This is a genomic window from Micromonospora sp. NPDC023956, assembly GCF_040639195.1.
GTDB lineage: Bacteria > Actinomycetota > Actinomycetes > Mycobacteriales > Micromonosporaceae > Micromonospora.
Map to the genome: position 1 here is coordinate 253,754 of NZ_JBEZZN010000001.1, position 15,415 is coordinate 269,168.

At 74.1% G+C, this 15,415-nt stretch carries 1 protein-coding gene (only partly in view); it reads right to left on the reverse strand.

The annotated features are described in order from the left end of the window. Positions 1 to 15,411, reverse strand: partial view of a type I polyketide synthase gene (locus AB0F58_RS00580; protein ID WP_357135858.1) — the 5' portion only. The gene continues 14,430 nt to the left of window position 1, outside the view; the window shows 15,411 of its 29,841 coding nt (coding positions 1-15,411); it begins with the start codon at positions 15,409 to 15,411; the stop codon falls past the left edge of the window. Positions 15,412 to 15,415 lie beyond the last annotated feature (4 nt).

Consider the following 15,415-nt stretch of genomic DNA (forward strand, 5'->3'; position numbering starts at 1 on the left):
GTGCAGGAATCCCCCGTGCCGGGTGTACGACGTGCCGCTGCGGTCCGGGTCCGGGTCGAACAGGGAGCCCAGGTCCCAGCCCCGGTCGGTCGGGAACTCGCCGATGCCCTCCCCACCGGTGGACAACAGCTCCCACAACTGGTCCGGGCTGTCCACCCCACCCGGGTAACGGCACGCCATACCCACGATCACGATCGGCTCGTCGACGCCGGCAACCGTGCTGACCGTCCGGTCCGCCGCGGTCTGCCGTACACCGGCCAGCTCGGACCACAGGTGGTCGGCGAGCACTGCCGGGGTCGGGTAGTCGAAGACCAACGTGGACGCGAGGCGCAGGCCGGTCGCCGCATTGAGCCGGTTCCGCAGGTCCACCGCCGTCAGCGAGTCGAAGCCCAGTTCGCGGAACGCCCGGTCGGTGGGGACCGACTCCGCGCCGGCGTGCCCGAGCACCTGAGCGACCAGACCGCGTACCAGCGCGTCGATCCGGGCGCGGGCCTCGTCGGGAGCCAGGCTCGCCAGTTGGTTGGCCCAGTCGCCGCCCTGTCCGGCCTGCCGGCGGGTGACGGTCGGCCCAACGAGGGTCCGCAGTACGGCCGGCACCGGGCCACCCACGCCGAGGGCGTTCCGCATCGCCGGTACGTCGAGTACGGCGGGCACCAGCGTCGGTCGCGCCACGCCGAGGGCCGCGTCGAACAGTTCCAGACCGGTGTCCGCGCTCATCGGGGTGATGCCGGCCCGCGCCGAGCGAGCCCGGTCCGCGTCGGCGATCGAGGCGGCCATTCCGGCCGTGTCCCACATGCCCCACGCCAACGACACCGCCGGCAACCCCAACTCACGCCGGAACACCGCAAGACCATCCAGGAACGCGTTACCCGCCGCATACGCCGCCTGACCCGGCGACCCCAACACCCCCGCAACCGACGAGAACAACACGAACAGATCCAGACCCAGACCTGCCGTCACCTCATGCAAATACCACCCCGCATCCACCTTCGGCGCCAACACCCCAGCCAACCGACCAACAGAAAGCCCCTCAACCACCCCGTCATCAAGCACACCCGCCGTGTGCACCACACCCGCCAGCCGACCGTCGTCGGTGAGCTGACCGACCAGGTCACGTACCGCCTCCCGGTCGGTCACGTCACACGCCGCCGCCCGCACCGACGCACCCAGACCCGACAACCGCTCCACCAGGGCATCCGCCCCCGGCGCAGCCGCCCCCTGCCGGGACACCAACACCAACGACCGCACCCCGTACGCCGCCACCAGATGCTCCGCCACCAGAGCACCCAACGCACCCGTACCACCGGTCACCAGAACGGTGCCCTCGCCAATGGTCATCTCAGCCGTCGGCGACACGGAGGCCCGCACCAGCCGGGGAACAAACACCGCACCCGACCGCAGAGCGACCTGACCACCCACCGGGTCACCGGCCGCCGCAGCGAGAGCACCCAGCGCATCGACGTCCAGGTCACCGTCGACGTCAGCCAGCACGATCCGGCCCGGATGCTCCGACTGCGCCGACCGCAGCAGACCCCACACCGCCGCACCCGACAGATCGACCACCCGATCACCCGACCGCACCGACACCGCACCCCGGGTCACCACGACCAGCTTGGAATCCACCAACACCCCGGCCGCCAACCACGCCTGCACCACCGCCAGCACCTCGGACGTCACCGCCCGCACCGAGGCGGGTACGCCGGTGTCCTCGTCGGTGCCGAACAGGGGCAGCAGCAGTGTCCGGGGGGTCGCTGCCGGGCTGGCCTCGACCGACGCGACCAGCGCCGCGACGTCCGGGTACGCCGGCAGATCCGGCAGTCCGGCCGGCGACTCCCCGGCGGCCAGCAGTGCCCAGCCGGACGTGTCCCCGGTGGTGGCGCCGGCGTCGTCGGCCTGCCACGCGAGTTCGAAGAGCGAGCGCGTCGCCGCGCCGGGCGCCACGACACCGCTCAGCTCACGCAGGACGAGGTGGTCGACCGACACCACCGGGGCGCCCGCCTCATCACAGGCGACCAGGCGCACTCCGGACCCGGACCGGGACAGCCGCACCCGCAGCACTCCCGCCCCCGAGGCGTGCACCTGCACACCCTCGAACGCGAACGGCACCCGTGGCCCCGACTGCTCCTCACCGGCCAGCAGCAGGCCGGTCGGGTGCAGCGCCGCGTCGAGCAGCGCCGGGTGCACCCCGAACCGTCCGGCCTCCCCGGCAGCGTCTTCGGGGAGCGCGACCTCGGCGTACACCGCGTCGTCGCCGGTCCACAGCCGCCGCAGGCCCTGGAAGACCGGCCCGTACACCAGGCCGTGCCCGGCCAGCGCCCCATACCAGCCCGCCACGTCCACCTCGGACGCACCGGCCGGCGGCCACCCACCGACCACCGGCTCGTCAGCTGACCCCGGCTCCAACACACCGTCCGCGTGCCGGACCCAGTCAGGATCCCCCTCGGACTGCGAGTGCACCGCGACGATCCGGGTGCCCGTCGGGTCTGCCGCGCCTACCCGCACCTGCACCCGCACCCCACCGGTCTCGGGGAGCACGAGCGGGGCGGCGATGGTCAGCTCCCGGAGCCGGGAGAGGCCCACCTCGTCGCCCGCCCGGACGGCCAGTTCCACCAGGGCCGTGCCGGGGACGATCACCACCCCGGAGACCGTGTGGTCGGCGAGCCACGGGTGGGTGGCGACGGAGAGCCGGCCGGTGAGCACCACCATGTCCGCACCGGCGACGGTCACCGCCGCGCCGAGCAGCGGGTGACCGGCCATACCGAGGCCGGCACCGGTGACGTCACCCGCCCGTGCCCGCCCGATGCCGAGCCAGTACCGCTGGTGCTGGAACGCGTACGTGGGCAGGTCCACCCGCTGGACGCTCGTCCCGGTGAACCACTGCGGCCAGGTCACCGCCACACCGTGGACGTGCAGTTGCCCGAGTGCCGCCAGCAGACCGGGAACCTCGGACCGGTCCCGCCGCTGCACCGCCACCGCCAGGACGTCGTCCTCGCCCGGCAGCACGTCGGCGGCCATCGCCGTCAGCACACTCTGCGGACCGACCTCCAAGAAGGTGTCGACTCCGGCGGCGCGCAGCGCGGTGATCCCGTCGGCGAACCGCACCGCCTCCCGCACGTGCCGCACCCAGTACTCGACACCGGTCAACTCCTGCGGATCCGCCACCGCACCGGTCAGGTTCGACACCACCGGCACCAACGGAGCCCGGAACATCAACCCCGCCAACACCGCCCGGAACTCGTCCAGCATCGGCTCCATCAACGGACTGTGGAACGCATGACTCACCGTCAACCGACGCGTCCGCACACCCCGACCACGCCAAGCCGCCTCCACCTCGTCCAGAGCGTCGACCGCACCCGACACGACCACCGCCGACGGGCCGTTCACCGCCGCGACACCGACCCGCTCGGCCAACCCCTCGATCGAGGCCAGGACGTCGGACTCCGACGCCGCCACCGCCAGCATCCCGCCACCGGCCGGCAACGCCTGCATCAACCGACCACGCGCCGCGACGAGGGCACACGCGTCCGCCAGCGACAACACCCCGGCCACGTACGCCGCCGTGATCTCACCAATGGAGTGACCACCCACGAAGTCCGGAACAACCCCGAACGACTCCACCAGACGGAACAACGCCACCTCGACCGCAAACAACCCGGCCTGCGTGAACACCGTCTGATCCAACAACTCCGCCTCAGCCGTACCCGCCTCGGCAAACAACACCGACTTCAACGGCTGCGGCAACAACGCATCCAGCTGGACACACACCTCGTCCAGGGCAGCGGCGAACACCGGGAACGCGGCGTGCAGATCCCGACCCATCCCGGCCCGCTGCGCACCCTGACCCGAGAACAGCAACGCCACCTGACCACGAACGGCAGCCGTACCGGTGACGACCGCACCCGACGGCTCACCCGCCGCCAATGCCCGCAGCCCGGCAAGCAACTCGTCCCGATCGGCCGTCACGAGTACGGCACGGTGCTCCAACGTCGGACGGGTGGTCACCGACGACCAACCCACGTCCACCGGACGCAACGCCTCGTCGCCGGCCAGCCAGCGCGCCCAGCGGTCCGCCTGTCCTGCCAGAGCCGCCTCCGACCGCGCCGACACCAGCACCGGAACAACCGGTACGGGCGCGTCCCCGGCCGGGGTGGTCCTGCTCTCGGCGGGCGGTTGCTCGATGATCACGTGCGCATTGGTGCCGCTGACCCCGAACGAGGAGACGGCGGCCCGGCGGGGCCGGTCCACCGCCGGCCACGGCGTCGCCGCAGTGGCCAGGGTGACCGCACCAGCCGACCAGTCCACGTGCGGAGACGGCTCGTCCACGTGCAACGTCGGCGGCACCAGACCGTGCCGCATCGCCAACACCATCTTGATGATGCCGGCCACCCCGGCGGCGGCCTGGGTGTGCCCGATGTTCGACTTGATCGAGCCGAGCAGCAACGGCCGGTCCCCCGGCCGGTCCTGCCCGTACGTGGCCAGCAACGCCTGCGCCTCGATCGGGTCCCCCAGGGTGGTACCCGTACCGTGCGCCTCCACCGCATCCACATCCGCCGTCGTCAACCGGGCGTTCGCCAGGGCCTGCCGGATCACCCGCTGCTGCGACGGACCATTCGGCGCCGTCAGACCGTTCGACGCACCATCCTGGTTGACCGCGGTGCCCCGCACCACCGCCAGGATCCGCCGACCCTCCCGACGCGCGTCGGAGAGGCGCTGCACCAGCAGCACACCCACACCCTCCGACCAACCCGTCCCATCCGCCGACGCCGCAAACGACCTGCACCGACCATCCGTCGACAAACCCCGCTGCCGCGAGAACTCGATGAACGTCCCCGGCGTCGCCATCACCGTCACACCACCGGCCAGCGCGAGATCGCACTCCCCCGACCGCAACGCCTGTACCGCCAGGTGCAGGGCGACCAGCGACGACGAACACGCCGTGTCCACCGTGACCGCCGGGCCCTCCAGACCGAACGTGTACGCCACCCGGCCGGAGACCACGCTCCCGGAGTTGCCGGTGCCGATGTAGCCTTCCAGCCCCTCGGGCAGTTCCTGCACCTGCGAGGCGTAGTCGTGGTACATCAGACCGGCGAAGACGCCGGTACGGCTGCCGCGCAGCCGGGACGGATCCAGACCGGCGGACTCGAACGTCTCCCACGACGCCTCCAGCAGCAACCGCTGCTGCGGATCCATCGCCACCGCCTCACGCGGCGAGATCCCGAAGAACGCCGGATCGAACTCGGCCGCCCCGGTGAGGAAACCCCCGTGCCGGGAGTACGAGGTGCCGGGGTGGTCGGGGTCCGGGTCGAACAGGGACTCCAGGTCCCAGCCCCGGTCGGTCGGGAACTCGCCGATGCCCTCCCCACCGGAGGACAACAGCTCCCACAACTGGTCCGGGTTCTCCACTCCACCCGGGTAACGGCACGCCATACCCACGATGGCGATCGGCTCGTCGGCAGCAGCAGCGGCGACCACCTCCGCACGGGCACCCACCACACCGGTGAGCTGCTCGTACACGTACCCCGCCAGAGCCGCCGGCGTCGGATAGTCGAACACCAACGTCGACCCCAACCGCAGACCCGTCGCCGCGTTCACCCGATTCCGCAGATCCACCGCCGTCAACGAGTCGAACCCCAACTCACGGAACGCCCGATCCGCCGGCACCGACTCCACACCACCGTGCCCCAACACCTGCGCCACCAGACCACGCACCAACACGTCGACCTCGGCACGCGCCTCGTCCGGAGCGAGTGTGGCGAGGCGCTGCGCCCAGCCGCCGGTCGCACCGCCGCCGGCCTGGCGACGGGTGGTCACCGTGCCGACGAGCGCACGCAGCATCGGTGGTACGCCGGTGGCGGTGGCCGCCGCGCGCAGGGCCGGCAGGTCGACGACGGCGGGGACGAGCGCGGGGACGTCGCTGGCGACGGCCGCGTCGAAGAGCGCGACGCCGACGGGGCCGGTGATCAGGCCGAGGCCGGCGCGGGTGACCCGGGAACGGTCGGTGGCGCTGAGGGTGGCCGCCATGCCGTCGGTGTCCCACATGCCCCAGGCGAGGGAGTGCGCGGGCAGGCCGTGTTCCCGCCGGTGACCGGCGAGGGCGTCGAGGAAGCTGTTGGCTGCCGCGTACGCGCCCTGGCCGGGTGAACCGAGGACCCCGGCGATGGAGGAGAACGTCACGAACAGGTCGAGGTCCAGGTCGGCGGTGGCCTCGTGCAGCCACCAGCCGGCGTCGACCTTGGGGGCGAGCACCCGGGCGAGCCGGTCGGGGTCGATGCCGGTGACGACGGCGTCGTCGAGGACGCCGGCGGTGTGCACCACACCCGCGAGGCGTCCGGCCTCGGTGACCTGCCCGACGAGGGCGTGTACGGCGTCCCGGTCGGTGAGGTCGCCGGCGAACACCTGGACGTTTGCGCCGAGGGCGGTCAGCTCGGCGGTCAGTTCCGCCGCGCCGGGCGCGTCGGGGCCGCGTCGGCTGACCAGGGCGAGGGAGTCCACGCCCCGTTCGGTGACGAGGTGCCGGGCGAGCAGCGCGCCGAGCGCGCCGGTGCCGCCGGTGACCAGGACGGTGCCGCCGCGCAGACGCGGGATGTCCGTGGGTGGGGCGTCGGCGCGTACCAGACGGGGGGTGAGGGTCGCGTCGCCGCGGACCGCGAGCTGCGCCACGGCCGGGTCGGCGGCGGCGAGCAGCGCGACGGCCGGCGCGTCGAGGTCCCGGTCGAGGTCGGCCAGGATGATCCGGCCGGGGTGCTCGGACTGCGCGGAGCGCACCAGGCCCCAGACGGCCGCGCCGGCCAGCTCGTCGGCCGGGTCGGCGTCGACGGCCCGCACCGCACCCCGGGTGACCACCGCGAGTCGGGTGTCGGCGAGGTCGTCGGCAGCCAGCCAGGCCTGCACCACGCCGAGCACGTCGGCGGTCGTGGCCCGGACCACGGCCGGCAGGTCCGCCGCCGGCAGGCCGGTCGGCGCGGCGGGCACGGGCAGCAGGAGCAGCGGGGGTACGTCACCGGCAGCGACCAGTTCGGCGACTCCCGGGTACGCGGGAATGCCGGACAGCGCCGGGGTGGACGCGCCCAGCAGGACGGCCCCGGGTGCCTCGACGGGGTCGATCGGCTCGGCCTGCCAGGCGACCTGGAACAGCGACCGGGCGGCGAGGCTGGCCGCCGACGGGTCGACGCTGGTCATCTCGCGCAGGACGACGGAGTCGACGGTCACGACGGGACGATCGGTGTCGTCGACGGCGAGCAGCCGCACGCCGCCACCGACCCGGGTGAGCCGGACCCGCAGGGTGTCCGCGCCGACGGCGTGCACCTGGACTCCGGTGAACGCGAAGGGTGCCTTCGGGCCGCTGGTCCCGTCGCCGGGCAGCAGGGCGGTCGGGTGCAGGGCGGTGTCGAGCAGGGCGGGGTGCACGCCGAAACCGGTGCTGCCGTCGGGGGTGGCGGGGAGGGCGACGTCGGCGTAGACCGTGTCGTCGCCGGCCGTCCAGGCCCGCCGCAGACCCTGGAACAGCGGCCCGTAGGTCATGCCGTGGCCGGCGAGGGCCGGGTACCAGCCGTCGAGGTCCACCTCGACAGCTCCGGCCGGCGGCCAGGTGCCGAAGCCGGCGTCGTCGGTGGGGTCGACGGGGGTGAGCACACCCTCGGCGTGTCGCACCCAGTCGCCGTCCGGGTCGTTGTCGGGCTGGGAGTGGATGGTGACGGCACGCCAACCGGTGTGGTCGCTCGGGCCGACCCGGACCTGGACGCGGACCGCGCCCTGGGCGGGGAGGACGAGCGGGGCGGCGATGGTCAGCTCACCCACCCGGCAGGGCCCGAACTCGTCGCCGGCCCGCAGCACCAGCTCGACCAGTGCCGTGCCGGGGACGACCACCGCGCCGGCCACCACATGGTCGGCCAGCCAGGGCTGGGCGGCGACGGAGAGCCGACCGGTGAGCACGGCGGCGTCCTCGCCGGCCAGCCGGATGGCGGCGGCGAGCAGCGGATGTCCGGCGGCGCCGAGGCCGGCGACGGAGACGTCCGAGGACCGGCCGGCGGGGCGCAGCCAGTAGCGTTCCTGCGCGAAGGCGTACGTCGGCAGGTCGACCCGGGTGGCGGCGGTGCCGGCGAAGAGCGGCGTCCAGTCGACCGTGCCCCCGGCGGTGAACAGTTCGGCCAGGCCGGTCAGCAGGGCGTGCGGCTCGGCGCGGTCGCGGCGCTGGGTGGGCACGGCGAGGACGCCGGGGGCGTCCCCGGTGAGGGTTTCGCGGACCAGGGCGGTGAGCACCGCGCCGGGCCCGATCTCGACGAAGGTGTCGACTCCGGCGGCGCGCAGCGCGGTGATCCCGTCGGCGAACCGCACCGCCTCCCGCACGTGCCGCACCCAGTACTCGACACCGGTCAACTCCTGCGGTTCCGCCACCGCACCGGTCAGGTTCGACACCACCGGCACCAACGGAGCCCGGAACGTCAACCCCGCCAACACCGCCCGGAACTCATCCAGCATCGGCTCCATCAACGGACTGTGGAACGCATGACTCACCGTCAACCGACGCGTCCGCACCCCCCGATCCCGCCAGACGCGCTCCACCTCGTCCAGCGCCTCGACGACGCCGGAGACGACGACAGCTTCCGGACCGTTGACGGCGGCGATCCCGAGCCGGTCGGTCAGCCCGGTGAGCGTCTCCACCACCTCGGCCTCCGGGGCGGCCACCGCCAGCATCCCGCCACCGGCCGGCAGGGCCTGCATCAACCGGCCCCGCGCGGCGACGAGAGCACAGGCGTGCTCCAGGGACAGCACCCCGGCCACGTACGCCGCCGTGATCTCACCGACCGAGTGCCCGCCCACGAAGTCCGGCACCACCCCGAACGACTCCACCAGACGGAACAACGCCACCTCGACCGCGAACAACCCCGCCTGGGTGAAGACGGTCTGGTCCAGCAGCGCCGCCTCCGGCGATCCCTCGGGGGCGAACAGGATGGGCCTCAAGGGCTGCGGCAGCAACGCATCCAGATGTCCGCACACCTCGTCCAACGCGGCGGCGAACACCGGGAAGGCTTCGAACAACTCCCGACCCATGCCGGCACGCTGCGCACCCTGACCGGAGAAGAGCAGGGCGACGGGGCCCCGGTCGGTGGCGCGGCCGGTGACCACGGCGTCGGTGGGTTCGTCGGCGGCGAGGGCGGCCAGTGCCGTGGTCAGGTCGGTGTGGTCGGCGGCGAAGAGCAGCGCGCGGTGCTCCAGCGCGGTACGGGCGGCCAGCGACGTCCAGCCGACGTCGACGAGTCGGGGCAGGTCTGCGGTGCCGAGACGGTCGGCCCAGTGTCGGGCCTGCCGGGTCAGCGCGCCCTCGCCCCGGGCGGAGAGCAGCACGGGCACCAGCGGCGGCGCGGTGGGCTCGACGAGTTCGCCCTCCACCACCTCGGCCGGCGGTTGTTCGATGATGATGTGCGCGTTGGTGCCGCTGACGCCGAACGAGGAGACCGCCGCCCGCCGTGGGTGACCGGTCTCCGGCCACGGGCGGGCCTCGGTGAGCAGTTCGACCGCGCCCGCCGACCAGTCGACGTGCGGGGTGGGCTCGTCCACGTGCAGGGTGCGGGGCAGCACGCCGTGCCGCAGCGCCTGCACCATCTTGATCACACCGGCCACCCCGGCGGCGGCCTGGGTGTGCCCGATGTTCGACTTGATCGAGCCCAGCCAGAGCGGCCGGTCACCCGGCCGGTCCTGCCCGTACGTGGCGAGCAGGGCCTGCGCCTCGATCGGGTCGCCGAGGGTGGTCGCGGTGCCGTGCGCCTCCACCGCGTCGACGTCGGCGGTGGTGAGTCCGGCGTTGGCCAGCGCCTGCCGGATGACGCGCTGCTGCGAGGGGCCGTTCGGCGCGGTCAGCCCGTTCGACGCGCCGTCCTGGTTGACGGCGCTGCCGCGCACCACGGCGAGGACGCGGTGGCCGTGGCGCTGCGCGTCGGAGAGCCGCTCGACCAGCAGCACGCCGACGCCCTCGCCCCAGCCGGTGCCGTCGGCGGTGGCGGCGAAGGACCGGCACCGGCCGTCGGCGGAGAGGCCGCCCTGCCGGGTGAACTCCACGAACGCCCCGGGGGTGACCATCACGTTCACGCCGCCGGCGACCGCGAGGTCGCACTCGCCCTGCCGCAACGACTGCACGGCGAGGTGCAGGGCGACCAGCGACGAGGAGCAGGCGGTGTCCACGGTGACCGCCGGCCCCTCCAGACCGAAGGTGTACGCCACCCGGCCGGAGATCACGCTGTGCGCGCCGCCGGTGAGCCGGTAGCCGTCCAGGCCGGGCGTTTCGTCGCCGGTGCCGTAGCCGGTGGGGGACGCGCCGACGAACACCCCGGTGGGGGTGCCGTGCAGCCGGTCGGGGGCGACCCCGGCCTGCTCGAACGCCTCCCAGGTGGCCTCCAGCAGCAGGCGCTGCTGCGGGTCCATGGCCAGGGCCTCGCGGGGTGAGATGCCGAAGAAGTCCGGGTCGAAGTCGGTGGCCCGGTCGATGAACCCGCCGTACCGGGTGGCCGAGCGGCCGGGGGCCTCGGGGTCGTCGGCGAGGAGCCGGTCGAGGTCCCAGTGCCGGTCGGTGCGGAACTCGGTGATGCCGTCGCGTCCCGAGGCGACGAGTTCCCACAGCCCGTCGGGGTCGCTGACGCCGCCCGGGTAGCGGCAGCTCATCCCGACGATGGCGATCAGCTCGTCGGCGCTGTCCCGGCCGGTCGGGCCGGCCGGTGTCCCGGCGGGGCCGGACTCGGCGTCGTCGAGGCGCAGCAGGGACGCCAGGTGCCCGGCGAGGGCCGCCGGGTTCGGGTAGTCGAAGATCAGCGTGGTGGGCAGGGCCAGACCGGTCGCGCCGGTGATCTGGTTGCGCAGCTCCACCGCGGTCAGCGAGTCGAACCCGAGTTCCTTGAACGCCCGCCTCGGGCTGACCGCGTCGGTGCCGGCGTGGCCGAGGACGGCGGCGGCGTGGTCGCGGACCAGGTCGGTGAGGTGGCGGTCCCGTTCGGCGCGGGTGAGGTCGGCCAGCCGTCCGCGCAGCGCGGCGGCGTGGTCGGTGGTCTCGTCGGCCGGGCCGGCGGTCAGCGCCTCGCGGGCCTCGGCGATGTCGTCGAGCAGCGGGCGCGGCCGGGCCGAGGCGTAGGCGGGCGCGAAGGTGGCCCAGTCCACGTCGGCGACGACGAGGCAGGTCTCGCCGTGCTCGACGGCGCGGCGCAGGGCGAGCAGCGCGGCGGCCGGCTGCATCGGGTTGAGGCCGCGCCGGCTGAGCAGCCGCTGTGCCTCCTCGGTGGTGGCCATGCCGCCCTCGGCCCACGCCCCCCAGGAGATGGAGGTGGCGGCGAGACCCCGGGCGCGGCGCTGCTCGGCGAGCGCGTCGAGGTACGCGTTCGCGGCCGCGTACGCGCCCTGCCCGCCGCTGCCCCAGACGCCGGAGATGGAGGCGAAGGTGACGAAGGCGTCGAGCTGCCGGTCGCCGAGGAACTCGTCGAGGTAGGCGGCACCGGCGACCTTGCCGGCCATGACGTGGTCGAACACGTCGAGGTCGGTGTCGACCAGCGCGGTGAGCCGGGTGATGCCGGCGGCGTGCAGCACGGCGGTCAGCGGGGCGATCTCGTCCAGCCCGGCGACCAGGGCGGCGACCTGGTCGCGGTCGGCCATGTCGCAGGCGGCCACGGTGACCCGTACGCCGGTGGCGGTCAGCTCGTCGGCCAGCTCCCGGGCGCCGGCCGCGTCGAGGCCCCGCCGGCTGGTGAGGACGAGGTGCTCCGCGCCGTTGGCGGCGAGCCAGCGGGCGGCCTGGGCGCCGATCGCGCCGGTGCCGCCGGTGACCAGGACGGTGCCGCGCGGCTGCCACGGGGTGACCTGCCCGGCGGGGCGGGCGCCGGTGCGGGCGAGCCGGCGGACGAAGGTGCCGTACGGACGGACGGCGAACTGGTCCTCGTCGTCGTCGGTGGTCAGGATGCGGACGACCTCGGCCCAGGTGGTGACGTCGGGGTCGGCGGGCAGGTCGACCAGGCCGCCCCAGCGGGTCGGATGTTCCAGGCCGACCACCCGGGCGAGGCCCCAGAGGGCGTGCTGGGCGGCGCTGGCCACCGGTTCGGCCGGGTCGGTGCCGACACCGCCGACGGTGAGGCACCACAGCGGGGCGGGGAGGTCGGCGTCGGCGAGGGCCTGCACGAGCCGGGTGGTGGCGACCAGCCCGGTGGGGATGCCCGGGTGGCCCGGGTGCTCCGCGTCGGTGCGGCCGAGCAGGGAGACCACCCCGGCCAGCGGGGTGTCCCGGTGGGCGGCGAGCGCCTCGGCGAGCGCGTGCCGGTCGACGTCGGCCGGGTCGACGTGGATCCGCCGGATCGCCGGTCCGTCGGCTGCGGCGAGACCGTCCACCCAGCCGTCGAGGGTCGGGTCGCCGGCCGGGAGGACCACGAGCAGGTCACCGGGGACGGTGGTCGGGTTGCTCTGGCCGATGGGCTTCCACACCACCCGGTACGACCAGCCGTCCAGCACCGCCCGCTGCAACCGGGCCTTCCGCCAGGAGGAGAGGACCGGCAGCGCCGGGGCGAGCACCTCCAGGTCGGCCGGGTCGCCGTCGAGCTGGGCGGCGAGCGCGGCCACGTCGGCGCGTTCCACCGCCGACCAGAACTCCACGTCGACCACGTCCGGGCTGACCGGGCCGGTGCCGGCGGAGGTGGTCCGCTCGGTCCAGTAGTGCTGCCGCTGGAAGGCGTAGGTGGGCAGGTCGGTGAGGATCCCGGTGGCGGGGAGCACCCGCCGGTGGTCCACCGGCAGGCCGTGGGCGTGCGCGGCGGCGATGCTGGTCAGCATCCGTACGGCCGCGTCCTCGCCCCGGCGGAGGGTGGCCAGGACCTGCCCGGGAAGCCCGGTGTCGTCGAGGATCGTGGTGAGCGGCATGCTCAGCACCGGGTGTACGGACACCTCGACGAAGTCGGTGAACCCGGCGTCGAGGGCGGTCCGCACGGCGGTGTCGAAGAGCACGGTGCGGCGCAGGTTCTCCGCCCAGTAGTCGGCGTCCAGCTCGGTGCCGTCGATCCAGGTGCCGGTGACGGTGGAGAGGATCCGGACCTGACCGGCGCTCGGGGTCAGCCCGGCCAGCTCGGTGCGCATCCGCTCGGCGGCGGCGTGCACCAGCGGGCAGTGCGAGGCGTAGTCGATGTTGATGGCGCGGGCCCGGATCCCGTCGGCGGCGCAGGCGGCGACGAGGTCGGCGACCTGGTCGTGCGGCCCGGAGACGGTGACCGCGCGGGGACCGTTGACCACGGCGATGCTGACCCCGTCGGGAAGCCGTCGGGTGGCGTCGGCGGCGGAGAGGTCGAGGGCGGCCATGGTTCCGGGCTCGGCGAGGTCGGCGATGGCCCGCAGCCGCACCGCGAGCAGCTTCACCGCGTCGGCCAGGGTCAGCACGCCGGCGACGTGCGCGGCGACGACCTCGCTCTGCGAGTGGCCGATGACGGCCTGCGGGGTCATCCCGGCGGCCCGCCACACCCGGGCCAGGCTGATGGTGAGCGCGAACAGGATCGGCTGGACGATCTCGTGGCGGCCCAGCCAGGTGTCGTCGTCACCGGTCAGGTGTCCGACGATGTCGAGGTCGAACCAGCGGTCGAACTCGGCCTGGCACTCGGCGAGCGCCTCGTCGAAGACCGGGCAGGTCCCGACCAGGCTGGCCGCCATCCCCAGGTGGTGCCCGCCGTAGCCGGGGAACACCCAGACCGGGCCCTCGGCCGGCTCGCCGGCCACGGCGGTGACCACGGAGGCGGCGGGACGGCCCTCGGCGAGGGCGTCGAGGCCGGCGAGGAGCTGTGCCGGGTCCGCGCCGACGACGGCTGCCCGGTGTTCGAAGACCGATCGGGTGGCGACCAGCGACCAGGCCACCCGCGCCGGGTCGAGCCCCTCCCGGGAGCGGACGTACCGGGCGAGCCGGGCGGCCTGCTCGCGCAGGGCCGGCGCGGACCGGGCGGAGAGCGTCCACACGGTGGTGGACGTGGTGAGCAGGCCGGGCGGTGCCGGTTCCGGCTCCGGGTCGGCGGTCGGGGCGGCCTGCTCGAGGATGACGTGGGCGTTGGTGCCGGAGATGCCGAACGACGACACCGCGGCCCGCCGGGGACGGTCCACCGCCGGCCAGTCGCGGGCCTCGGTGAGCAGCGACACCGCCCCGGTCGTCCAGTCGATGTGCGGCGACGGGGCGTCCACGTGCAGGGTGGCCGGCAGCCGCCCGTGCCGCATCGCCATCACCATCTTGATGATTCCGGCGACCCCGGCGGCCGACTGGCTGTGCCCGACGTTCGACTTGATCGAGCCGAGCCAGAGCGGATCGCCCCCGTCGCGCTCCTGCCCGTACGTGGCGAGCAGCGCCTGCGCCTCGATCGGGTCGCCGAGCGTGGTGCCGGTGCCGTGCGCCTCGACGACGTCCACGTCGGCGGGCGTGATCCGGGCGTTGCTCAGCGCCTGCCGGATGACCCGCTGCTGGGCGGGGCCGTTCGGGGCGGTGAGCCCGTTGGACGCGCCGTCCTGGTTGATCGCGGAGCCGCGCACCACGGCGAGGATCCGGTGGCCGTTGCGCTGGGCGTCGGAGAGCCGTTCGACGAGGAGCAGGCCGACACCCTCGGCCCAGCCGGTGCCGTCGGCGGACGCGGCGAACGCCTTGCACCGCCCGTCGGAGGAGAGGCCGCGCTGCCGGGAGAAGCCGACGAAGGCGCTGGGGGTGGCCATCACGGTCACGCCGCCGGCCAGGGCCAGGTCGAACTCCCCGGCGCGCAGCGCCTGGCAGGCCAGGTGCAGGGCGACCAGCGACGACGAGCAGGCGGTGTCGACGGTGACCGCCGGCCCCTCCAGCCCCAGCGCGTACGCGATCCGGCCGGAGACGACGCTGCTGACGGTCCCGGTCAGCAGGTAGCCCTCGTCGGCGCCGTCCGCACCGCCGTCCGCGCCGACGCCGTACCCGTTGGCGGTGGTGCCGACGAAGACGCCGACCTTCTGCCCGCGTACCCCGGACGGGGCGATGCCGGCGCCCTCGAACGCCTCCCACGACGTCTCCAGCAGCAGCCGCTGCTGCGGGTCCATCGCCTGGGCCTCGCGGGGGCTGATGCCGAAGAAGTCGGCGTCGAAGGAGGCCGCGTCGTACAGGAACCCGCCCTGCTGGGTGCTGGAGCGGCCAGCTCGCTCCCCGGTCGGGTCGTACAGGTTGTCCAGGTCCCAGCCCCGGTCGGTGGGGAAGCCGCCGATCGCGTCGCCGCTGCGGGCCACCAGGTCCCACAGCTCGTCCGGGTTGGACACCCCGCCCGGGTAGCGGCAGGACATCGCCACGATGGCGATCGGCTCCCGGGCCGCCGCGGTCAGCTGCTGGTTGAGCTGCTTGAGCCGGCTGGTCTCCTTGAGCGAAGCCCGAAGCGCCTCGACGACCTTATCTGCAGACGTGGACATCAGT